Here is a 22,163-nt window from a genome sequence, read left to right on the forward strand (position 1 = left end):
AAGATTAAATCATTTAAAACAAAAAAGAATTGTCTTCCTGCTTAAAATCTAGGTCCGCAATCGCTACGGCACAAACGAAAACTCTTTACTGTTGAGCAGCACATGGGCGAGGTCGCGCCAGGCGGGGGATGGGTCGTTGCCGCCGTACTCTTTCGTCTGTTCATCGACGAATTCGATTGCCTCGCGGGATTCGGCTGAGGTTGGCGGGCGACCATAGGCGGCGAGCCACAAGGCTTCGACCCTTGAGGCGGGCTCAAGTGTTTTCGTCTGCTGGGCCGCTCGATCGGCTTCAGCAAGAATCAAAGGATTATTGAGCAGCACGAGTGCCTGAGCAGGAACATTACTGGTGGAGCGTCTTCCCATGGTGGTGAATGGCGTCGGGAAATCGAAAGCCAGAAAGACCGGGTTCAAAAAGTTTCGCCGCACACTCAAATACAAACTTCGCCGACCATCGCCATCGAGTGGGCCAGATTGCCCTGGACGCCCCCGACCTTCCATAAATGGGGTCAAATGAAGCGGGATGGGTGGGCCATACATCGTCCTGTTGAGGCGGCCTGAAAAAGCCAGAATCGAATCCCGCACAGCTTCCGCTTCGAGTCGCCGGGGATTCATCCGATGCAGCAGAATGTTCTGTGGATCTTTCGCCTCGACTTCACCGATGGCCAGATCGCTCGATTGCTGCCATGTCGCCGAATTCAGAATCAGGCGGTGAATATGCTTCAGTGACCAGCCCGACTGAATCAGTTCACTGGCGAGCCAATCGAGCAGTTCAGGATGCGAAGGGGGTTGCCCCATCTTGCCGAAGTCATCCGGCGTCGGAACCAATCCTCGCCCGAAGTGGTAATGCCACAGTCGATTCACGATGACTCGCGCCACCAGCGGGTTGTCAGGGCTCACCAGATTCTCAACGAGTTCGAGCCGCCCACTCCCGTGATCAGGTGCCTTGATCTTCAGTCCACCCAGAACTTCCAGTGGTCGACGAGGCTCGACAGGGCCGGGCTTCTTGTGATTTCCCCGCAGCAGGACATGATCATCTTCTGCGGTACCATCGGCCATAGCGAGAACAAACTCGGGCTCGGGAAGTTGGCTCATCGCCGCCTGCCAGCGGGCCTGCTGCTGCTCGACTTGCTGCCGCTTCAATTTCCAGGCAGATCCTTCTGGAAAGAGTTGCTCATTCTGGACGCCCGCTTGCCAGAGATCACGCAAAGCCTGCGCGAATGGGATCGAAGGAAATTCGTCTTTCTCTTGACCACCACCACTTTGCCACCATGCGGCATATTTAGCCGCCAGTTGCTCGGGTTCGACAATCGCTGGATCATTGAGCCAATCCAACATCATGGCCGGTACATCGTCAACAGCTCGCGGGCCATCAGTCACTCGGACTTCATCAACAGCGATCCAGCCATCGGCAGCTTCATCGACAATTTCGAGATAGATCTTGCTCCCCATCGCCCGGGAGAGATCCAGCCGAAACCACCGCCATTGACCGTCGTTGGGAACATTCAAGGTGAACGATCCATAGAGCGGGTCTTTAATGAGTTGAAAGCCATCCATAATGACATGGACTTGCCCATTTTTGATCTGCCTGCCGGGTTGTGGCGGCCCGCCCAGCCGGGCGACTCGAAGATCCAGATAACGATGCTTAAGTTCAAAAGTGGGTGAACTGAGTGACCCAATCAGCTTTCGAGAAACTGCACCGGAGTGAGCCGTCCCTGCCTCCTGAAGCGAAACTTCCCCTTCACCGGGCCGCCCGTCATCAATCAGGAGTGAGTTTTCATTCAACGAAAACGCTGCTCCGGTTGTGATCCAGTCGTTGTAAGTTCCCGGCTCAAAATCAGCCAGAATTGTGGCAGCTTTACGAGCCGCCTCCGCCTGCTCTTGTTGAATTTTGAGGGTACGGGCCATGCTCTGTTTTTTTGCGGCAAATTCGTCTTTGTTCGTAAGAAATCCCAGCTGCAGCCAGGCCGAGAGCCAGTCCGTCGGATGGGCCATTATCCGCTTCTGATGGCGAGTCGTCATCGCGCTCAACCACCTGGCCGGCTGATTGAACAATTCCGGCTGAATCTCCAGGATCGCTTTCCATCGTCCATCGTGATGCCGGGCGGCATCAGTGATCATCGCCTCATAAGTGCTGACCGGAACTCGATTCGCGACATCCCGCCGGCTGCTTTGCAGATACCCCGCGAGTGCGTAGTAATCGCGAATCCGGATAGGGTCAAACTTGTGATCATGGCAGCGTGCACAGGCCACCGTCATTCCCAGAAATGTCTTGCTGAAGACATCGAGTTGATTGTCGACCGTATCGCACTCTTCCGAACGGATATCGACCGGCGAATGCTTGCCTTGAGACAACCACCAGAAGGCCGTTCCGCAGATGGATTCATTCAAACCTGTGGCGGGATCAAGTCGTGGTTGCGGCAGAAGGTCGCCCGCAACATGTTCGGCGACAAACTGGTTGTAAGGGACATCGGTATTGAAGGCTCGAATCAGATAATCACGATAAGGCCAGGCATAGGGGATTTCGTAGTCGAACTCGTGGCCGTGCGTCTCGGCATAACGTGTCAGATCCATCCAGTGCCGGGCAAAGCGTTCGCCGTAGTGAGGTGAATTCAGATAATGATTCACCCAATGCTGCCAGGCATCCGGGCGAACGTCGGCCTGGAACTCGGCGATTTCCTGGGCAGTGGGTGGCAGCCCCGTGAGATCGATGGCCAAACGCCTCAAACGAGCCAGCGGTGCGGCCTGAGGAGCATGTGACAACTGGGCCGATTCCAGCTTGGAGAGCACAAACTGATCGATGGGATTGTGAGCCCAGCCAGCCTCTTGAACCTGAGGGACTTGCGGTCTGGTGATTGGTTGGAACGACCAGTGCTTCGCTCGCTCTTCAAAATTGAACTCGGCTGCCGTGCCTTTTTCGGCAGGAACATCGCCAGCGGGCCACGGCATTCCCAGCTCCACCCAGCGAGTCAGATCGGCAATGGCTTCTGCGGGAAGCTTCCCTTTGGGAGGCATCTGATAACCATCGGCTTCGTATTGAATGGCCTCGATGAGCAGGCTTTCCGTGGGCTTTTGAGCGACTGCGGAAGCCCCCGATTCACCGCCTCGCAAGATCGCGTCGCGAGAATCGAGCCTCAAGCCAGCTTTCTGCTGACTGGCTCCATGGCAACTGTGGCAGTTCTCGACCAGGATGGGGCGGATCTTCTTTTCGAAAAACTCGATCTGCTCTTGCGGAAAAGTGGGTGCCTCACCAGCGCTTGTCGCCGGGCTGCCATAGAGCCATGCGAGCGACACGCCGAAGATCACAATTGACTTGAAACACCAGGCGAATTGGCAGGTGGTGGGAAGAGGCTGGGGCATGTCACATCTCGGCAGCAGTGGAGGCTCGGCAGGGATCATTTGTCATACGCGACAAAGCCCTTCGATGCAACGAAAATCCAATCCGCTCGGCGACCTGATCAGGACAATAGTCAGCGATTCATCAATCCTCATCTCGTACGCTGAATTCGAGTTTCCACTTCCCTTCGCTGCGTGTGCTGACACACCAGAGTTCTAACACTCCAAGTTCGGTGATCTTGGAGTGGAACTTGACGGGGACATAGTGCTCCTCGGCCGAATCCCCTGCTGAAAGCATCGTTTCCAGTGAGTCGGTTTCTGAAAGATCATCGGGCGACCACGCTGTCAGTCGACTTCCCGCACGATCATCCTTGCGGACCGATGAACTGAAGAAGCGGAACTGTGCGGGCTGGCCCACAATCAAGCCAATGGGGTCGGAAGGGACATCCACCTCAGTCCCTTCTTCCATCCCAAATGGCACAACGCATAACGCGCGCAAAGGCCTGGGAGCCCCGGGAACAGCCAGCCCTGCTGTTTCAATTCCCACATAGTACGAGCGGGCTGTCCCACCACGAATGCGAACCCCCCCATGCTGCTTGGCCCAGCCGTAATAGGCCGCACCGCGAGCGACTGCATGATCAAGATCTGGTTCCCCTGCCAAAGGTTTTACCGGGGTGGCCGGATACCAGCTTCCGAGAACCTGAGCCAATCGCTGAGCCAGCGCAGGAGCTTTGAAGACACCACCATTCAGCAGCAGATGAGTGGGCCCCGTCGAAACACCGGCAGCATGTGTCGCCAGAAAAGCCGTCACATGCCGGGTAATGCCGGTATCGGTTTCATAGGGCAATCCCAGTTCCTGAAAACCCGATTGCCGACGTTTTTGCGGCAGGCTATCCAGCGAACATTCCGGGAAGAACCCATCCGTCAATAGCTGTGCCACAGCGGCTCGATCCACCTCGACACTCACGGCACCGCCAATCAGCTTGCTGCCCCGTCCTTTGATCGAGATGGTGTGCGTTTTGGGGCCATCAGGGGCCAGCAGCACTTCTTTAGCCTGCCGGCAGGTATGCCAGAGAGAAATCGATTGCCACGGATCGAGTTGTACCCCCTTGGACTGAAACAATTCCGCCACATGAAAGGCCAGTGCCAGATCCATGTTATCGCCGCCGACCAGCAGATGGTTTCCCACGGCCATCCGCTGAAGAGAAAGCTCTCCACCTTCTTCAAGCACCTGCACAATGGTTAAATCTGTGGTACCGCCACCCACGTCACAGACGAGAAGTGTTTCCCCCACCTTGAGTTGCTTGCGCCATTTCTCTCCCTGGCTCGTCAGCCAGGCATAGACAGCAGCCTGTGGTTCTTCAAGAAGAATCAGCGAATCAGGTAAACCCGCGGCAAAAGCCGCTTCACGAGTCAATTCTCGAGCACTGGCATCAAACGAAGCGGGGACAGTCAGCACGACCAGTTGTTCGCTGATCGGCGCATCGGGAAACGCCTGCTTCCAGGCACTCACCAGATGCTCAAGGTATCTCCGGGAAGCGGTGACCGGCGAAATCTTCGTGACATTCCCCGTCGTGCTCTCTTCGCTTCCGACCGGCAGCAGGGCTTGATGACGATCCACCTTGCTATGTCCCAGCCAGCTTTTGGCGGCCATGACCGTTCGCTCGGGGTAATCGGCCGACTGCCGGCGAGCCAGTTCGCCCACACTGAAATCGCGATCTTTACTCCAGGGAACATCGAGCGAACCAGGAGCATCATGTGGCCCCGCACAGTACAGAAACGACGGCAGTGAAGTGCGTGCTTCCGTTGTCTGAGGCGCGACGAGTTGTGGAATCGGCAGCAGCCCGACATCTGGCTTTTCATCACTCAGACGAACGTAGGAAACCACACTGTTGGTTGTTCCCAGATCAATGCCGACGGCAAATTGATGTGCCATTGAAATCCGTTTCCTCGAATAAAAATCTCATGGATCGTCGAGCCGAAGTCCCGTCTCGCGATCTGTTAGTCGCTCATGCCGGTTAGCGTCAGATGCGGATGGGTTTGCCCAGTTCACGACGCAGCGGCACAAATTGACCCGCATGCATCAGAGGATGATTGGCGATGAGCACCACAATCGATCCGACAGTGGAAAACATGGGAGGAAATCCGGATGGCCCCGGTTGATCGAGATCTGCTTCTGTCATCGACAGAAAGAGTTTTCTGGCAGCCTCATTCACACGATCAAACAACACGAAGTAATCTGCCTTGGCGAGATAAGCCGGTGTGACGCCGCTTTCAAGAGCTGCTTTGGAATAGGCCTTCGAGAAGCCCTCAGGGAGTTCCATACCACTCCCGGGTTTAAGGCCTTCCAGCATGTGATTGGCTGAACTGATCAGATGCCCGAGTTGCCACGCAGCGCAATGGCAACCCGGCCCTGCGGGTAATAGAAACTCTTCTTCGCTCAAATCATCCAGGTACGTTTTCAGTACCATGGAACTCATATTCAGGCTCTCGACCGCGATCTGCATCGCCTGCATGATTTCTCTCCCCGAATTCTGATCTCAGGGAGATGGCTCGCTAAAGCCGATAGTTTCTCCCTCACGGAGAGTTTAGCGTTCCAACCTGCGGGAGGCACCCAACCAGCCATGGTCGATATTCGACACACTCCGGAAGTTCAATCATCAAGCCCAGTGTCGCTCTGGCCGTGAGCAGAGCAGATTGGCTTCGGGATCATTCACGAAGCTCTCGCTCACGGGGTCAAAAGTCAGCTTACGCCCCAGAATCCAGGCAATCGCTGCCGCATGGCTGGCAATGTGAGACCGCCGCATGACATCCGGATTCGAGGCTGTCTTGCCGCGAGTGCGAATGCAGTCGAAGAAGTCTCGGGCATGCACCGAAACATCCAGCCCCTTCACCCGCTTTTCCGCAGGTGGTTGATCTTTGGCCAGCGCTTCTGGCTGAACAACCAACTCTCCACTATCGCCCGTTTCGACCCAGCCTTCATCGCCGATAAAGCGCACCGGGCAGGTCCCTAAACGGGTAATATATTGTGGCGAGCGTTCTCCAAAAGGAGTTTCGAGGAAATCAACAATCAGCTTCACACCATTGGCATAAGTACAGACGATGGTTTTCTCCTGCGGCTCATAACTGATCGGCATGGTGTTATCCGCCTGATTGGCCCACTGACACAGATCAATCGTGTGAGCACCCCAGTCGAGCAGTCGGGCTCCGGAATCAAAGTCCCATTGGCCACGCCAGCCACCATCGACATACTTCTGATTGAATGGTCGCCACGCCGCTGGCCCCAGCCATAAGTTCCAATCCACTTCCTGCTTGGAAGGTGTCTTCTGAGCTGGCAACCACGTGTTATCCAGCACAGGAATATAGACCGAGGCATGCATGGTGTGCAGCTTGCCGAGCTTCCCCGTATGAGCCAGTTCGACCGCTTTCTGGAAGTTGGGAACACTGCGCCGCTGTGTCCCTGCCTGAAAGACACGCTGCTGGCTGTGCATGGTGTCGGCCAATTGCTGACAGGCTTCGATGGTGATGCCGCAAGGCTTCTCGCTGTAGACATCTTTTCCTGCTTTGGCAGCGAGGATCGAAGCAGCGGCATGCCAGCGATCCCCCGTCGCGACAATCACCGCGTCAATATCTTTGCGATCGATGAGTTCGCGGAAGTCGTTGTAGAGACGACAGTCGCTGTTCTTGTAATGTTCATCGACCAGCTTTTTGCCGGCATCCCGTCTTCTCGCCTGCACATCGGCAATAGCCACGCACTGGACATCAGGGAACTGCAGCATCGCCTTCAGATCATAAGTACAACGTGGGCCAATCCCGATCACACCCAGCGTGATCTTCTCACTGGGAGCCGTCGTCTGTTCACGCCCCAGCACATGGGCCGGCAGAATTGTCGCTGCTGCAATCGCCGCAGTACTGGATTGCAGGAACGATCGACGAGAAGGCTGGCTTCGCTCGGACATGACTCTCAATCTCCCAGGGTGCGGATTCATGACTTTGCAGTATATGCAAATCTGTTGATGAGATGACAGCCTGTTCTTTTCATGACGGGATTCGTCACCACGAGGGCATCTGTGGGCGAGTCACCATCTGTGAACAGGGATCACGTCAACGGATCCGCTACTTCACCATCGCACCCTGGACGTAGTCTCGTGACTTCCAGACCGAAGGGAGCCCGCGCAGTTTTCGCACCATGGCCGACCATTGAATAGCCAGGAAGATCAGCACGGAGAGCGGATGCAGTACCCAACCCAGAAGACTTTGACGATAGCTCACCAGTGCCAGTGTGCGCGGAAGCCAGGCACAGAAGAGACTCGCTGCCGCGACCACGAGCGTCCAGGTGCAGTCACATTGCATGGCGAGAATCACCCACAGCGAAGGCAGAATCTGTCCCATACTCAAGATGATCGTCGTCGGCACAATCAAAGCCGGAGACCCCAGACCCGCCGTGGCGTTCTTTTCCAATCCCTTCCAGGTCTCGTATTCCGAGTGGTACATGCGGCACACCGCTGTCGATGTCGCATCGAAGAGATCGGTTCTCAAGCCATGACGACGGTACAGCCGGGGTAATTCGAGTCCATCATGCAAGGACTGTTTCACCTGCTCATGACCAGATGTTTTCTCGTAACCCGATCTGGTCGAAAGGATCAACTGGCCACAGGCGGCTCCCACAGACGGGTCAGTCGTCTTCCGCATGCGACCCATCGGCAGAAAGCCCAGCAGCACAAAATGGATGAGGGGAATCAGCAGCCGATCGAGAAACCCCGAAAACTCCTGCCGCGGTACACCACTCACCAGATCAACCTGCGTCTGCTGCAGAAAGCTCACTGACCGAGCAGCACCTGTGGGTTCGAGCGAGACATCCGCATCGATGAACAGAAACAGGTCATAGCGGGCACGTTGAGAAAGTGCCCAGCAGGCGTGCTGTTTGCCACACCAGCCTGAAGGTAAAGGGGGTGCCGACTCCAGCCGGACCCGGGGATCCTGCTGGCTGAATTCCCGCACAATTTCAGCGGTCCGATCGGTCGAGGCATCATCCAGGACAATGACTTCGAATTCGATACCCCTGGTCTGCAGAGCACTTTCCAGCACCCGGCCAATCGATCGCTCTTCGTTCCGTGCCGGAATGAGGATCGAAACTGGTGGTAACGGCTCCATCGAAAGTGACGGCGTGCGATATCTCATCCAGTTAATGACAAACATTAACGCCGGCCCACCAGCCAGAAACAGACTCGCCAATGACAGCAAAAACAGCAGCAAAAGAATTTCCTTGAAAGGCGAGTGTAAGGTTGAACCGTGAACAACGTGCACTCAAAGTGTTATAGATCCCGCTCCCAAATCGCCAAAGCCTCAGAAATACGAGCCTCGAGCCATGGATCGAATCTTTCCAGAACGTCCCCTGATCTCTCGGAATAGGAGAACTCGAATGGGCTATCTGATAATGGCACGACTTCCCCCCATCGAATATTCTGTTCCGGAGAATTTTGATAATCGCCCACATTGCGCCGATAGGTCATTGGAACACAGCCTAGGTAACCTATTTGACTTCTACCTATACCATGAAATGCCACTAAGAACTCAAAGCGATCTACCCCTTGGATAGTAAGTCGGCACCATGATTGATAGATATTCCTATCTGCGAAGTAATTAAGCTTCTTCGCAGCTTCAATAATTTGACCTGCAAAAAAATACGACCTTTCAGATTCAAAGTCAGCGCAATCGAAATAAGCGCGGTACTCGGTAGAGCTTTGGAAAACTATATTAAGGTTATTAACCGTCTCTTTTAACTGCTGTGATGTTGTTCGCCAAAGCTCGATTGAAAGTGCTATTGCCTGTTGCCTGCTATTGTCGGCACTGGCAACTCTTTGCTGAAGCCGTGCTGCAATGGACAAGATCTGGCTCGAAACCGTTGCTTCTGTTTGAACCAGCTGATCCGCGTAACTTACTGCCGCTCGTAACTCCTTAAGTTGGTGAGCACCAATCAATTTGATAAGCGGCTGTAGATCGCCATTATCAGCCTTGCGAATCGCGTCGATGTATTGCGGCTTTTCCTTTCGATCGATCACCATCGGCAGCCAGCGGCCTTTGAGCAGAACCATCGTTGCCAGCGTCCTCGCCACACGTCCGTTACCATCTTCAAACGGATGGATCAAAGTAAAGCGGTGATGCAGCCAGGCAGCTTCAATATCGGGAGGAACACCAGCGTCCAGGTGCTGTCTGTGCCACTCCACAAGTTGATCCAACTCCGAGGCGACTTGCTCAGGTGGGCAATATTCAAACCGGCCTCCTCCGGGAAGATCGACATGATTGGGCCACGTCTTCCAGTCACCCAGTTTCAATTGCCGGGGGCCACGATTTCCAAATTGATCAACCGCGAGGTATGTCTGCTGGTGAGCCATCAGTACCTGATGCAGTTCGCGAATAAAACTGACTCCCAGCGGACGCTGATCCGACACAAACGAGTAGAGTCCTTGAATAGCTCTCTGATGATCCTCAATCTTCCGTAGTACCTCGATGGGCTCTTCATTGCCCACGTCTTCATGAGAAATCAAAGCGGCATCGAGTCCATGCTGAATCAATGTCTCTGTCGCAGACCTTGAGACCGTGTAAGCATCTTCGATGATTCCTGTTTCAATCGACCAGCGGCGGTGCAACCTCTCGGTAAACTCCTTATAAGCGTCGCTCTGCCTCAGTTCTTCTGCCCGGTCAATCCATGCCTGCATCGCAGCTTGAACTGCCTTGTCAACCAGCGTTTCGCGCCAGTCTTCCGGCAGATCTTCGATGGGTGACCAATGGCGGGAAACGGGCTCCTGCGACGACATGAACAGATTCTCCTCGGGTTGTGCCCTAACCACCCACTTCCAGCCGGATGTGCTGAATGTTGTGCTTGACCAGCCATTCGAGCCAGCGCTCCTGGTCTTCGGTAATCTCCAGTTCCGTCCGGCTGCTGCTGTCGAGTGGCGAAACGATCGTCAGCACACCATCCTCCAGCGTGACCTTGGCATCGGCTGCATTGATCCAATACTCCCGGGGCGATAATTGTGCGGGGGCGTCGCCCGTCCCCGCAGGAGAGGCAAAGTAGGTCACGTCATGCCGGAAGCGATCCGGCATGACGCACGCGGCAATATCGGTCCGATCAACAGCAATCACTCGAATGGCCATTACCAGCCTGCTCCCTTGGTCTTGGTTGGAATCCGGCACAAGTACATATCTGCCGTAATATACAGCGTCGAACCGTCATCGCCCCAGGCACAGTTCGCTGTGGCTTCTTTCGTATCAATTCTGCCCAGAAGTTTTCCTGCGGGAGAATAAACATGCACACCCCCAGGCCCTGTGGCCCAAAGCCGACCTTGCACATCGACTTTCAGACCATCGGGTAAGCCTTTGTGCTTCCCTACCATACTGGTGACATCGACCAAAGTCGTCCCTTCCCCAAGCGTGCCGTCCTCCTTCACGGGAAATTTCTTGATGATGGCAGCCTTCGGATCGGACTGGGCGACATACAAGAACTTTTCATCAGGCGAGAACGCAATCCCATTTGGTCGAGTCATTTCCTTGGTGAGCAACGTGAGCTGATGGCGACCATCGGCTTTCAACGCCAACCTGTAAACACCGCAGAAGTCAAGTTCTCGCAATGGGTCTTCAGCACCTTTGGGGAGCCCGTAAGGTGGATCCGTGAAGTAGTAGTCGCCGTTGGATTTCATGCAGACATCATTGGGACTGTTGAGCCGCTTACCCTCGTAATTATCGACGAGAGTTCGCTTGCCGCCCTGATGCGTCAGAACCGAAAGGCGGCGGTCGCCATGTTCGGCAGAAACGAGCTGGCCTTTGCTGTCAAAGATCAAGCCATTGCAGCCAGGTTCATTGCCATAACCGGTGGGACCGGTGAAGCCAGAAGGTTTGAGAAATAATGATGACCCTTTGCCCAGTTCCCACTTCATCACGCTATTGCGGGGAATATCGGAAAAGAGCAGATACTTCCCTTCGCGATTCCAGACAGGCCCTTCGGCCCATTCGAAACCACTGGAGATCACTTCGATCTTCGCATCGGGCGCCAGCACTTCATCGAGTTCTGGTGAGACGCGAATCACTTCACCCAGAATCGGAAAGTTGGTGGTGTTCTGAGCCTGTGCCACAGAGACCACACCCATCGCGAGAGTGGCTGCCATGGTGCAGGTGAAGAGAGACCAGCGGTGGAGCGTAAGCCGCAAGTTCATCAGAGATGCCTTTCAAAGGAGGTTGATTCATGTCGGGTCAATTTGAAAACTCATTCCAATAAATTACCACGTTATGCGTGGCGCGGCCGCCGGCTATCAGATCAGGTTGGCCATCGCCGTTGAGGTCGGCTGCCAAAGCGTCTTCCACAGCGCATCCACCATCGTCAATCACATGCTTTTTCCACGTTGATCCTGTTGGGCCATCGGAACTTTTGGCGTCAACACACTCAAAAACCATCAAGCCCGGCCCCTTGGTCAGAGCCGTCCCTTTCTCTCGAAATCCCACCACGACTTCATCGTAACCATCATGATTGAGATCAACCGTCCACAATGCATGCCCCTGCTTCAGGCCCGTTTCCAGAACCACCCGCTTCCACTGGGTTCTTTCATCATTTTCCGAAACGTAGACCACGGCATCTGTCCCATGCATCGGTTCGATCGTTGCCAGATATTGTCTGCTGGAGAGAATCGAGCCCCCCTTGGCATTCCAACTCAACTGACCAGACTTGACTTCACCAGCCCCTTTTTGCTCCGGCGATGTCCCACTGGCACCTTCGACCAGCTTACGCTTTGCAAAAGCAGCAGGCCGTTTCAAGTCGATTAAGTGCACACCTTCCTGTGATGCGGTCAACGTTTCCATATCGCGCCCCGGATTCCAGTCGATATGCGTATGCGCGTGCAATCGGTTGAGAGTCGAGTCGAGAGGAATAGCCTGCCAGCGATCAGTCACTGGGTTCTTTGGAATCTCAAAGGCCAGCAGCCTGGCTCCTTCCGCCACGGAGCGATTGAGCGGTGAGACCACCAGTTGCGGCTTTCCCTTCCCCTGCACATCCGCAAACGACATCCGGTGCGTGCTGAGTTCTTGACCAATCAAGTTCACCTTCCAGAGCGCCTTGGGATCGGCCTGCCTGCTGATCCACTGCAACGTGCCAATCTTCGTCCAGCCGGCGCCCACTGCGAAGTCGATCTGACCATCACCATCGATATCGTGAGCCGCCAGACAAACGTTATCGCGTTCGGTCTGATCCTCGAGAATCACATGCTTTTGCCAGGTAGGATTTTCATACCACTGAATGCGGTTCTCACTCACCGCCACCACATCCGGCTTGCCATCGCCATTCACATCAGCCGTACTGACGGCATAACAGACTTTGCCGATCTCAGGGTCAATCACCTGTCGCCGAAACTTCGGGAACTCGGCTGCAGTGGCGGATGTCCACAACGAGACACCAATCAATAAAGTCAATATGTGGAAACGCATGGAAGCAACCTCTGCTGTCGTTAGCTCATCAGCAGTCGAGTGAGCGACAACCCATCAACTGAAGAACATTTGTTGTAACGCAAAGGGAACCACAAATGACAGCCCCACCTTCTCTGTTTCAGAGGCCCGGGAGCCTGCCCTACGAATTCGCCCTCCGCTAATCCAGTTGCATCAAGGCGAATTTCAAATAGCGGAATTCTCGCAGGGCCAAAGGAGCGGGATGATCGGCCGGGGGGCCGTTGAACGTGAGAATCCGTCCGCGCCGGCGGGCTGCACTCAACGATTCTTCGCAGATCTCTAAAAACTGCTGATCACGCAAATGACTCGAACAGGAGGCGACGGCCAGCAGACCGGATGCACTCACCAGTTCTGCCGCCATGCCAAACAGCCGCTCGTAGCTCGCAATCGCCCGGGTCAGCGATTCCTGCGACGGCGCAAATGAGGGTGGATCAACAACCATCACTTCCCACCGATGGCCAGCCTTCTTGGCCTCTGCGAGAAAATCAAAGACATCAGCTGCAATCGCCTCGTGCTGACTGGCCGGAAGTTCGTTGAGTTCCCAATGCTGCCGAGCCACTTCAATCGCCGGTTCTGCCACATCGACGCTCGTCACATGCTGAGCACCACCCACGCCTGCAGCAATCGAGAATCCACCGGTATAACTGAAGAGATTCAGCACACGGCGATTGTAAGACAGCTTCCGGATCAGTGCCCGATTCTCGCGCTGATCGAGAAAGAACCCGGTCTTCTGGCCATGCAGCACATCCGCAGTGAACTTCAGCCCGTACTCGAGAAAGGGGACAGCCGCCTCTGTCAGTTCACCCGCAATCACGCGGGCTTCTTTCCCTCGATCGCGTTCCCGCTGCACCACAGCTTTCACTCGGGTAGCCTGCATCAGCCACTCCGCAATCCCTTCGGCCTGCCAGAAGGTGGTGGCTGCGGGCCCATCAAGCTTTATGACAGCCACATCCCCGTAAACATCGACGACCAATCCCGGCAGGCCATCTCCTTCGCCATGGAACAGTCGAAAACCTGTCGTCAGATTCGGGCGTCCCGCTATGTCATCGACGGGGGCCGCACCTTCGATCTGATCTCGGGCAGAACCATCTCGCGAAAACGGATTGCGAAACAGCGCCTTTCTCAAACGATACGCCCGGTCAAACTGCCGCCTCGCCCAGCGATCATCAAGTCGATCTTTTTCGTCGCTCGTACAGGCGCGGAAGGCAATCGGACTGTTCGGATCGACATACCCTTTGGCAATCTCGCGATTGTGCTTGTAATCGAGCAAGACAGCTCTTGATCCCGCGGGAACTTTCGGAATCTCGCGCAGAGACTCTGCATAAACCCACGGATGCCCCCTCCGAATGGAACGCGATAAATCTCGCGCCAGGCGTAAATGAACCGGGGGACGATCAACAGGACGAATCAGCGACATCACGCCAGTTTGACAAGAAATCTCCCATCTCGCCAGCGGTCGGACGTCCTTGGCACACAACCTTTCACGCAGCCTTGGGTGGCACGACCCTGAAGCCCAAAAATCAAAACAGTGCGAAAGGGCGTGGTTCTTTCCCGGGTGGCAGGGGGCGGATGTCTTCATCCGCCCCCTGGTCAATCGAATTCACCAGCACAAATGCATCCGAAACATGCTTTTCTGAGTTTTCAACTGTTTGCTATGAACAGTCAACCTCCCATGACCTGGGGGCAAACGAGGACGTTTGACCCCAGCCACTCATTCTACTGCCACACCTCAGATCAGCACGCCTGCAAAGTTGTGTTTCAAAGACAGTAGCGGTCGGCCCGCTTCGCCACGATTGATGGAGTGCCCCCGGTTCGATCTGTCATGCCAACCCATTTCCAGCTAAACTCAATTATTCAACATTCCAGCAGTTGAACAGAGATCACACCACGCGATTCTTGAAACCAGTGAACATGCGAGTCCATTCTCCACTCGGGAATCTCCGCAAATTCACCCCGTAACGATCAGCACCCGGTATCGACGAACTCCCCGAGAATCATCAAGGGCTTCACCAATGCTGCACATCCCTCACCCCTCCAGCCGCCGTCACTTTATGGGTCAATCGGCAGGGCTTCTGGCTGCAATGGGTCTGTGGAATACCAACTTCGGGCAACTCGAACGCCCACTGCGTGCCGACGAACCGGCTCTCGACCTGATCAGTGCTGATATCAAGCGGCTCATTACCAGGCAGGCCACCCCTTATAATGCCGAGCCACCCGCTCCAGAACTGACTTCGCAATGGCTCACACCCACCCGCAGCCTGTATGTTCGCAGCCATGGGAAGATTCCCCGGATTGACGAAAAGAGTTTCCGGCTCAGCATCAGTGGTCTTGTCGAGCGTCCCGTCACGTTCACTTTGCCGGAACTTCAAGAACGCTTCCCCGCCACTTCGACTCTCGCCACCATGGTTTGTGCCGGTAATCGGCGCAATGAATTCGCACTCGGCGGACGCAAAGCGCCGGGTGTCCCCTGGGATGTCGGTGCGATTGGAACGTGTGACTGGCAAGGCGTTTCACTCGCTCAAGTTCTTAAGCATTGCGGCGTCAAAGCCGAGGCCAAGCATATCTGGTTTGAAGGACTGGATGCCGTCGAAGGCCACGGAGATCCCTTTCCTTTCGGGGCCTCCATTCCCCTCGAAAAGGCAATGCAGGATCAGGCGGGAGAAGAAACTTTGCTCGCCTGGGGGATGAATGGTGACCCCCTGCTTCCCGAGCATGGCTTCCCGCTGCGTAATGTCGTCCCAGGCTACATTGGTGCCCGCAGTGTGAAATGGCTGGCCAAAATTGTTGTGAGTGACAAACCCTCGCCCAATTTCTTTGTGCAGGATGTGTACAAGGTTGTTTACGACGACAAACCCGAATCAACAGCGAATGCCGCTCCGATTATGGAGTTTATCCTGAACTCGGCCATCACCGAAATTCGCCGCTTCGATAACAACCTGCGCATTCGCGGCTTCGCACTCGCTCAAGGGAGCCTGGGCAACGCGATTGAACGCGTTGAAATCAGCACCGATCGCGGCAAGAGCTGGCAGCCGGCCCGGATCATCACCGCTCCCGGGAAAAACACCTGGTCATTATGGTCAGCGACAATCCCGGCTGAGGGAGTGAAGACAGTCACTGTCCGCGCCTTTGATCGTGCGGGAAACTCACAGCCCGAATCGCAGAAGTTCAATATTAAAGGCTATCAACTCAACTCCTGGCACACACTCCCCGTAGCAGGTGCCGGTCAGGGCGCGTAAGCCAGATTCACGACGCTCGATGAGGTCGTAAAGGGTTCTTGATGGGTGGGTTACTGCTGCCTACCCGTCCCCAGCTATCTCAATGCTCGCCTATCAAAGTCGCTCTGATCTCGTGCAAAAGGGCAGGTGAGATATCGGCGGGGCGATGCTCCAGGACCTTTTGGAGAGCGTCCTCAAAGTCGATCTGGTACGCAACGGATAAGGCAGCAGCGGAGATAATCGGTGATCTGCTCATTCCCGCCCCGCAGCAGACGAGCGTGGGTATGCCCGCCATAATCAGCCCTTTGACCGCATCAATGGCGAGGCGTAGCATGGTACGGTCATTTCCCTCCCCATCGAGGAGTGGATACCGCTGGTAGATTAATTCCCGGGGCGGCTGAATAGGCGGTTCCTCGACGGATAGTTGTACGATCGCCCTGATACCGGCGTCGAAGATCGCCCGAAACGCTTGCCCGTCTCCTGCGTGGCCGATCCAAATGGGGTGAGGTTCGATCTGATTCATCGCCTCGACGACTCCCTGACTTCGAACTGCCGCCTTTACGAAGTCCGCAACTGGGGTGAGCGTGCCTGAAAACCGCACTCGATATTGCCACAGTCTAGCAAGCGCTGTCTGTTCCCACAGGGCAGGCCTCCGCCTGCCTGTCTCAATCACAACTCCGGGGAAAATCAGAATCTCTACCAGGACCACCTGGCCCCTTCTCACCTTCCTGTCTAATAATCCACATCCGCAGCGCCCACGCGACAGCCATGAGATGAAACGAATTGGTAGAAGTTCAGAGGCATGTCAAAGGGAAGCAACCTTTGTGAACCCGCAGTGCTAGAAACCAGTAGAAGATGAAAACGCACACTGGTACTTATGCCTCATTCTTTGCCAGATATTTTACTCGAAACAGTCTCCAACCTTGAGTTTTACAATGCCTCCCCATGGACCAACCCCAAACGGCGGATCACCTGAAATTGAGCGAACAATAGATTTTTCCTTTTCTACCCCGCTGGTGGGCACAGTAATGTCTTGCGGCCGAGTCCAGATGATCGGCTCCGCTGACTCAACTAGAAAAATCGGATTGGGAGAGGGCCTTGATCTGCCGTCCCACGTAGGATCTACTCCCCAGTCGCCGTTGCGTGACAAGGCAGCGTAACGAGTCTTGCCTCCACCATCTTGCTTTACAAACTTGAAAAGACGCTCTGGCATTTTATCGACAAGGGCACGATTAATCTGGCTGTCCCACGAGTGAGAAAGGTCAAACTGCGAATACAGTTCCCGCTCCCCTAAAAACGGAAGAATCAGAACTCGCCAACTCAGCCCTTCCCCTCCATCTTTTGGGTTAGTACTCAGGGGAGGCAACACCCCATAAACATCTCTGTATCGCATTAAAGCAAATCGAATCTGCGCGATCATACCTCTTCGATATGTATTATCAATCGCCTTGCGATGATTGAGTATATTCTGGACTAATAACCCAGCGAGAACGATAGAAACAACAGCCGCCATAAACAGTAAAGGACGTGTGAAAAGGCGACTTTTGAAATTCATCACTCTCTCCTGAGCAAGATCGCCTGGCGTGATCATTCCGGAAACCTACATGATGCTGGTACCAAGTGCAGCCCCTGGATCGACGTTCCTCGGCCCAAAGCGGGACGCCGGCCGCCACGAACGGGTACCACATGCCCCGAACCGCGTTCCGGTGGGTGCGATGATTTGTAGACTATGCGTCACTAACCCGCGCGAGCTCCGCAAGTATGCCAGGACGGTTGGCGTCAACGAATGAGTCGAGCAATGACCACACGTCCTCGCTACACCCGGACTCCGCATAGACGTAAAGTCGCTGCGATTCACGTTCAACTTCTTTCGGAAGTGATCCTAGGTCGCCGTGTAGCTCGTTGAAGCTCGTTACCTGATAAAGCGTAGTCCTATCAAAGTCGGATCGCAATTGCGAAGTCGATATGCCGTGCGTTTCGAGAATCCCATGGATGTTTTGCAGGACTTTAGCTGTCGCATGTGCTCCGATTTGATGGAAGGACTCGATTGTCTCAGAGATATAGCGGCCCGTCGAGTTCTCCAGAAAGCCAAGCATTCCCTGCATGTTGACCTCCGTGTCGAAGTCAAGCACGAGTATGACCACACGAAGCGAGGACGGAACGGCGAATATCTGGTCGCGAGCTTTGCAGAACGCAGGCTCGTAAATTCGAGTCGACAGCCGCTCAATGAGCTCGCGTGAAGTCAGATCTTCGAATTCTGAGAGAAATGTCATGTGTTTCCTCCCCGTGCCAACGAGTAACCCAAACTTTGCAACACGGCAGACGGGACGCGCAGTCTGCCCGCTCGACGCTCAAGCTGGGTTCCCTGCAGCAAACGGTTAGAGGGCGTAATCATGCCTGAATCAGTTCCACTTTGTGTCCGTCCGGGTCGATAACAACTGCTCGACGGCCCCATTCAGAGTCACGAGGTGCGCTGGCGACTGCGTCTGGAAAATCGCTCAATGCGACTATTGCCTCATCAACCGATAGGACCCGAAAGCCAATGTGAGTGCCCAGTGTGGATGCACCGTCGGACTCTGGATAAAGCTCGAACACAACGCCCCCCGGCAACTCTGCGGCGTAGTGCTCAGGTCCCGCACCATGCCTATGCTTGCTGAAGTGCAAACCAAGGCGTGAGTAGAATGCCGCAGCACGCGTTATGTCCGGCGACCTCAAGACGACGAGATTCAGGGTGATATTCATTACGCGTAACAGGCTCCTGGCAACACATTGTACCGAATGCGGCGAGTGATGCTTATCGTTGCAGCAGATACCAAGCCGCATCCGGTTCATGCGATGTTTTGGATTATCACCACGTTCCTTCAAGAGACTTCGAGCAGGTGTCGTGCTCGAACATCAATCGACCGCAGTAGACCGAATTGTGGTTCCTGCACCAACACCAATCGGCTGACGTAAGGCGGCTGGAACTCAATATCGAGGATCTACGCCCACTCGAAAAGCGAAAAGGCTCTTCGATCAGTTATCGAAGAGCCTCTGTGTTACATCCAAGCGGAGAGGGAGGGATTCGAACCCTCGGTACCCTTTCGAGTACACAGCATTTCCAGTGCTGCACAATCGACCGCTCTGCCACCTCTCCAGAAGGAATGGCCTCAGCCATTCTTGTCTCAGCCAAAGCTCCGGCGATGTATCAACTCGCCAGGAGACCTATGGCTCGAATATTTCTCAGCTGTCCTATTATTCGGCGGCTTCAGTGCCGGCCTTGCGGGCAGCGACCAGCTCGTTGTTCTTTTCAATCACGGCGACGGCATTCAGCCGGCGGGAAATCTTCAGGCAGTTGGCAGAAAGCTCGCGGTAGGCTGGGTACTTCGAGAACTTCGACTGCTCAACACCAGCCTTGCCCAGTGTTTCAGCCTGCTGAGCCAGTGCTTTGCGGGCGGAGGAAAGCTGACGTTCGAGAACTTCACGGCTGAGTGGCATGGAAAAAAACCTTTCGATACAGCTTCAACTTCTGCAAAGACCTACGACAAAGGCAGAGTTGAATTTATTTGGCCTGGGCTGATGTCTGTGAGAATCTTTTGTCGGGATCTGGCAAGAGCCAGTTCAGTTCAACCATTTCAATATGAACAGAATTCGCAGATCAGGGTCGGCAATAAAACAACACAATGCCGGGACTTAAATCCGCGAACGAACCGGGCAGTTTCGCAGATTAGCCGCTGTCCTTCAACTCCACGGCCTATCAGATTTTTCAGCAGGCCCATACAGCACCCCGTGGCTCCCGCGGATCCTCCCGGGTTAGATCGAGCTTGTTCAGATCGCTGAACTCCCCGGTGACTTTTGGCCACAGGCAGGGAGCTTTCACCACGAGTGTTTCTTTTTCACCTCAAAGCCCTGTTGCCAATTTCCCACAGTGGCTTTTGTGGAATACATAATTCGCAAGCTTCTTCCATGAAACGCTTTATGTCGAAATCAGAGCGGCTAAAGTGTCATCCCATGTGGCCTTCTGGCAACGTGATCAAGTGGAAATGAATTCGAAAGGAGATGGGCTCATAAAACAAATGTCGAGCCGTAACATTATGGATGCAAACGAGTTGCAGTGATCAGCCTGCCTCGAAAGTGTTCAGTTGGTGGAACGGTGGATCCCGTTTGGCATTCAAGGTGCTTTACATTCTGTCATCACCCGGCAACGACTCAACACTGCTGGTAACGCTTAACAGCAATTACAGAACATCCATCAGAAAGAACTCGAATCATGGCTCACCTGCTCAACCAACTGATCAACGACGAAGCTGGTTTCATCGTTTCGGCCGAACTCGTCCTCGTCTCGACCATTGCTGTCCTGGCCATGATCGTCGGGCTGTCCGAAGTCGCCCTCAATATCAACAACGAACTCGAAGACGTGGGTGCAGCGTTCGGCAACATCAATCAGTCCTACAAGGTCGGTGGACTCGATGGCCACATGGGTGGTACCTACGGCTCTAAGTACAGTGATCGTCAAGACTTCTGCGATAACTACTGCAACATCGTCCCGAATGGCGACTTCTCCGGCGAACGCCCATAAGGCTGGCTGAAAAACTTGATGAATCGCCTCTTAAACGACTCCGCGCACCGTTGATCGCAGATTCAGAGACACCCAAAAGCCAAGAGCCTGTTGGACGGCAATCCAACAGGCTCTTGGCTTGAATGTTTTTCATCAACAGTCACGTTACAGCGCAATACCCTGGCGAACCAGATGTGGCTGTCGACTGGAAGTGGCGCTTCTTCAGTTCAAAATTACGTACGAACCTTTGCTCGCTTGGCCTTCCGGGCCTTCGAACTGGCAGGACGTGTACCATGATTGGCGGGCTTCAGTTTGCGTGTGTTCTTGGCCATGTTGGGCTACTTTTGAGAAAGCACTAGACGAACTACAGAAATTTTTCCTTGGTAAGCAAGGAGAAAAGAGTGTAATCGAGTCCTTTCCCTTTGCCAAGCGAGTGCAGCCAGAGCCGAATTTCCTGCCCGGAAAGAATGGCATAACTTCATTCCATGCATGGCGTTATTGCGATCTAAGCGATATTCTTCAGAGACTGGTTTTGGCTGGGTCAGGTTCTGAATTCAGGAAAGTGCGGGACAATGAAAGGGCCTTGGGGACGCATACAGACCGATTGCCGCCGCGTCTGGAAATGCCCGGCATGCGGTGCACAGCGATTATTGCCAGCCACGATCACTTCGGTCGTTTGCCAATGTTCTGGACGTGAAGGTTCGAATCGCGGAAGTTCTGGTCAGGGTTCTCACGATTCGCCCCGGTGGATGATTCTCGAAGAAGCCAGCCTCAGGAAGCTGCGTCCGATCGTCGAGTTCGATCCTCACGCGCCACGCGGCCCTCAGTTTCTGGAGGATGCTGATCCCCATCGCATTTCTCAGCCCGGTGTCGTGCAACCTCGCACAGTTCCTAAAGGGCCAAAGCCTCCTTACCAGGGAACTGGTGCCAGTTCTCGCCAGCCATCAGCTCCTGTCGCTCCTCAAGCACCCGCACCTGCCGCGAAGTCCGAAGACCAAACGCCCTCTCGGAATGCCGCTGGTCTTCGAGAAACACACGAAGATGAGAATGTGCCCGAGGTAAATCCTCAGCAACCGGCAGCAGACAGGTCTGCGGACAGGCGTGCCCACGAGAGCCGATCATCTCAAAAGCGTCGAGGTGTAGAGGAAATCCCCGGCAGTCAGAATCAGGAGCTGTTGGAACCTGATCTCCATCATGAGTCAGAACCGCAGCCTGCTCTTCCTCCCGATGTTCCTGAGATCAAAACGGCATCCGCGGCACGGGAAGCCAGGCGAAAATCTCCCCATCAAGAGCCTCGCAGTTCCACAGGTTTAAGCCCGACAATTTCTCGCCCGGCAAGTGCCAGTCGTGTTAGTAGTGCCCCAGAATCGAACGATGATTTTGCAGCCGGGCTTGATCTCTCCGAGACTTCAGATTCCCCTCAGACAAGTTCTCGCCCGGTCCATCAGAGTCGCCCACAAACACCGGCTCATCAGCCTGCCGACGATAAAAAACGATCCGAGACGAAGCCTGCTAAAATGCCACAGCCAGATGATGAGGCCTTTGGAGAAGGATTGATTTCCTGAGACGAAGCCTGTCAGAACCTG

General features: G+C 54.7%; 19 protein-coding genes and 1 tRNA gene. 3 read left to right on the plus strand and 17 right to left on the minus strand.

Annotation, left to right across the window (positions count from 1 at the left end; genetic code table 11):
• Positions 1-63 precede the first annotated feature (63 nt).
• The 10 genes from PLIM_RS20145 to PLIM_RS20190 all read right to left on the minus strand — a co-directional run bounded on the left by PLIM_RS20145 (position 64) and on the right by PLIM_RS20190 (position 14,242).
• Positions 64-3,357, minus strand: coding sequence for a PSD1 and planctomycete cytochrome C domain-containing protein (locus tag PLIM_RS20145; RefSeq protein ID WP_013112163.1), 3,294 nt, complete (start codon positions 3,355-3,357; stop codon positions 64-66).
• 121 nt (positions 3,358-3,478) lie between these two features.
• The gene (locus PLIM_RS20150; RefSeq protein WP_013112164.1) at positions 3,479-5,269 is read right to left on the minus strand and encodes an Hsp70 family protein; all 1,791 of its coding nucleotides are present in this window, start codon (positions 5,267-5,269) and stop codon (positions 3,479-3,481) included.
• A gap of 88 nt (positions 5,270-5,357) precedes the next feature.
• Entirely contained in the window at positions 5,358-5,849 is a 492-nt protein-coding gene (locus PLIM_RS20155) for a DinB family protein (protein WP_013112165.1), read from the minus strand.
• A gap of 144 nt (positions 5,850-5,993) precedes the next feature.
• On the minus strand, positions 5,994-7,292 hold the full coding sequence (locus tag PLIM_RS20160; protein ID WP_013112166.1) for a Gfo/Idh/MocA family protein: 1,299 nt from the start codon (positions 7,290-7,292) through the stop codon (positions 5,994-5,996).
• Between the two features lie 157 nt (positions 7,293-7,449).
• Entirely contained in the window at positions 7,450-8,589 is a 1,140-nt protein-coding gene (locus PLIM_RS20165; protein ID WP_013112167.1) for a glycosyltransferase family 2 protein, read from the minus strand.
• A gap of 59 nt (positions 8,590-8,648) precedes the next feature.
• Entirely contained in the window at positions 8,649-10,151 is a 1,503-nt protein-coding gene (locus PLIM_RS20170; RefSeq protein WP_013112168.1) for a Fic family protein, read from the minus strand.
• Positions 10,152-10,176: 25 nt separating this feature from the next.
• Positions 10,177-10,491 (minus strand): hypothetical protein, encoded by a 315-nt coding sequence (locus PLIM_RS20175; protein ID WP_013112169.1) that lies wholly within the window; start codon positions 10,489-10,491, stop codon positions 10,177-10,179.
• Positions 10,491-11,546: an SMP-30/gluconolactonase/LRE family protein gene (locus tag PLIM_RS20180; protein ID WP_013112170.1), complete on the minus strand. Its 1,056-nt coding sequence runs from the start codon at positions 11,544-11,546 to the stop codon at positions 10,491-10,493. Before PLIM_RS20180 ends, PLIM_RS20175 begins: the two co-directional genes overlap by 1 nt.
• Positions 11,547-11,583: 37 nt before the next feature.
• On the minus strand, positions 11,584-12,807 hold the full coding sequence (locus PLIM_RS20185) for an FG-GAP repeat domain-containing protein (protein WP_013112171.1): 1,224 nt from the start codon (positions 12,805-12,807) through the stop codon (positions 11,584-11,586).
• A gap of 157 nt (positions 12,808-12,964) precedes the next feature.
• Positions 12,965-14,242 (minus strand): class I SAM-dependent rRNA methyltransferase, encoded by a 1,278-nt coding sequence (locus PLIM_RS20190; RefSeq protein WP_148227201.1) that lies wholly within the window; start codon positions 14,240-14,242, stop codon positions 12,965-12,967.
• 595 nt (positions 14,243-14,837) lie between these two features.
• Here PLIM_RS20190 and PLIM_RS20195 point away from each other — a divergent pair.
• A complete protein-coding gene (locus PLIM_RS20195) occupies positions 14,838-16,061 on the plus strand; it encodes a sulfite oxidase (protein ID WP_013112173.1) in 1,224 nt (407 codons plus the stop codon).
• A 79-nt stretch (positions 16,062-16,140) separates the two neighbouring features.
• Here PLIM_RS20195 and PLIM_RS20200 read toward each other — a convergent pair whose 3' ends face one another.
• The 6 genes from PLIM_RS20200 to PLIM_RS20225 all read right to left on the minus strand — a co-directional run bounded on the left by PLIM_RS20200 (position 16,141) and on the right by PLIM_RS20225 (position 19,517).
• A complete protein-coding gene (locus PLIM_RS20200; RefSeq protein ID WP_041403980.1) occupies positions 16,141-16,563 on the minus strand; it encodes a protein-tyrosine phosphatase family protein in 423 nt (140 codons plus the stop codon).
• Between the two features lie 378 nt (positions 16,564-16,941).
• Positions 16,942-17,595 carry a DUF1559 family PulG-like putative transporter gene (locus tag PLIM_RS23335; protein WP_013112175.1) on the minus strand — a complete coding sequence of 218 codons (654 nt, stop codon included), beginning with the start codon at positions 17,593-17,595 and terminating at the stop codon, positions 16,942-16,944.
• A gap of 172 nt (positions 17,596-17,767) precedes the next feature.
• A complete protein-coding gene (locus PLIM_RS20210; protein ID WP_013112176.1) occupies positions 17,768-18,313 on the minus strand; it encodes a DMP19 family protein in 546 nt (181 codons plus the stop codon).
• A 118-nt stretch (positions 18,314-18,431) separates the two neighbouring features.
• Positions 18,432-18,872: a VOC family protein gene (locus tag PLIM_RS25100; RefSeq protein WP_390416249.1), complete on the minus strand. Its 441-nt coding sequence runs from the start codon at positions 18,870-18,872 to the stop codon at positions 18,432-18,434.
• A 217-nt stretch (positions 18,873-19,089) separates the two neighbouring features.
• A tRNA-Ser gene (locus PLIM_RS20220) sits at positions 19,090-19,176 on the minus strand.
• Positions 19,177-19,274: 98 nt separating this feature from the next.
• Complete coding sequence (locus PLIM_RS20225) at positions 19,275-19,517, minus strand: hypothetical protein (protein WP_013112178.1); 243 nt, start codon at positions 19,515-19,517, stop codon at positions 19,275-19,277.
• Between the two features lie 772 nt (positions 19,518-20,289).
• Here PLIM_RS20225 and PLIM_RS20230 point away from each other — a divergent pair.
• The gene (locus PLIM_RS20230) at positions 20,290-20,598 is read left to right on the plus strand and encodes a hypothetical protein (protein ID WP_013112179.1); all 309 of its coding nucleotides are present in this window, start codon (positions 20,290-20,292) and stop codon (positions 20,596-20,598) included.
• Between the two features lie 212 nt (positions 20,599-20,810).
• On the opposite strand, the gene PLIM_RS25105 is transcribed toward PLIM_RS20230, so the two are convergent.
• Positions 20,811-20,909, minus strand: coding sequence for a 50S ribosomal protein bL37 (locus PLIM_RS25105; protein WP_369299131.1), 99 nt, complete (start codon positions 20,907-20,909; stop codon positions 20,811-20,813).
• A 240-nt stretch (positions 20,910-21,149) separates the two neighbouring features.
• Here PLIM_RS25105 and PLIM_RS20235 point away from each other — a divergent pair, with 240 nt between their 5' ends.
• Positions 21,150-22,142 (plus strand): hypothetical protein, encoded by a 993-nt coding sequence (locus PLIM_RS20235; protein ID WP_013112180.1) that lies wholly within the window; start codon positions 21,150-21,152, stop codon positions 22,140-22,142.
• Positions 22,143-22,163 lie beyond the last annotated feature (21 nt).

Origin of the sequence: Planctopirus limnophila DSM 3776, assembly GCF_000092105.1 — a bacterium.
GTDB classification, from domain to species: Bacteria; Planctomycetota; Planctomycetia; order Planctomycetales; family Planctomycetaceae; genus Planctopirus; species Planctopirus limnophila.

Bases quoted from the DNA above. Each gene is read 5' to 3' on its own strand.
- PLIM_RS20235 (WP_013112180.1), top strand. From the start codon at position 21,150: ATGAAAGGGCCTTGGGGACGCATACAGACCGATTGCCGCCGCGTCTGG.
- PLIM_RS25100 (WP_390416249.1), bottom strand. From the start codon at position 18,872: ATGAACCGGATGCGGCTTGGTATCTGCTGCAACGATAAGCATCACTCG.
- PLIM_RS20155 (WP_013112165.1), bottom strand. From the start codon at position 5,849: ATGCAGGCGATGCAGATCGCGGTCGAGAGCCTGAATATGAGTTCCATG.
- PLIM_RS20175 (WP_013112169.1), bottom strand. From the start codon at position 10,491: ATGGCCATTCGAGTGATTGCTGTTGATCGGACCGATATTGCCGCGTGC.
- PLIM_RS20150 (WP_013112164.1), bottom strand. From the start codon at position 5,269: ATGGCACATCAATTTGCCGTCGGCATTGATCTGGGAACAACCAACAGT.
- PLIM_RS20145 (WP_013112163.1), bottom strand. From the start codon at position 3,357: ATGCCCCAGCCTCTTCCCACCACCTGCCAATTCGCCTGGTGTTTCAAG.
- PLIM_RS25105 (WP_369299131.1), bottom strand. From the start codon at position 20,909: ATGGCCAAGAACACACGCAAACTGAAGCCCGCCAATCATGGTACACGT.
- PLIM_RS20170 (WP_013112168.1), bottom strand. From the start codon at position 10,151: ATGTCGTCGCAGGAGCCCGTTTCCCGCCATTGGTCACCCATCGAAGAT.
- PLIM_RS20185 (WP_013112171.1), bottom strand. From the start codon at position 12,807: ATGCGTTTCCACATATTGACTTTATTGATTGGTGTCTCGTTGTGGACA.
- PLIM_RS20160 (WP_013112166.1), bottom strand. From the start codon at position 7,292: ATGTCCGAGCGAAGCCAGCCTTCTCGTCGATCGTTCCTGCAATCCAGT.
- PLIM_RS20180 (WP_013112170.1), bottom strand. From the start codon at position 11,546: ATGAACTTGCGGCTTACGCTCCACCGCTGGTCTCTCTTCACCTGCACC.
- PLIM_RS20225 (WP_013112178.1), bottom strand. From the start codon at position 19,517: ATGCCACTCAGCCGTGAAGTTCTCGAACGTCAGCTTTCCTCCGCCCGC.
- PLIM_RS20210 (WP_013112176.1), bottom strand. From the start codon at position 18,313: ATGACATTTCTCTCAGAATTCGAAGATCTGACTTCACGCGAGCTCATT.
- PLIM_RS20230 (WP_013112179.1), top strand. From the start codon at position 20,290: ATGGCTCACCTGCTCAACCAACTGATCAACGACGAAGCTGGTTTCATC.
- PLIM_RS20200 (WP_041403980.1), bottom strand. From the start codon at position 16,563: ATGAATCAGATCGAACCTCACCCCATTTGGATCGGCCACGCAGGAGAC.
- PLIM_RS20195 (WP_013112173.1), top strand. From the start codon at position 14,838: ATGCTGCACATCCCTCACCCCTCCAGCCGCCGTCACTTTATGGGTCAA.
- PLIM_RS23335 (WP_013112175.1), bottom strand. From the start codon at position 17,595: ATGAATTTCAAAAGTCGCCTTTTCACACGTCCTTTACTGTTTATGGCG.
- PLIM_RS20190 (WP_148227201.1), bottom strand. From the start codon at position 14,242: ATGTCGCTGATTCGTCCTGTTGATCGTCCCCCGGTTCATTTACGCCTG.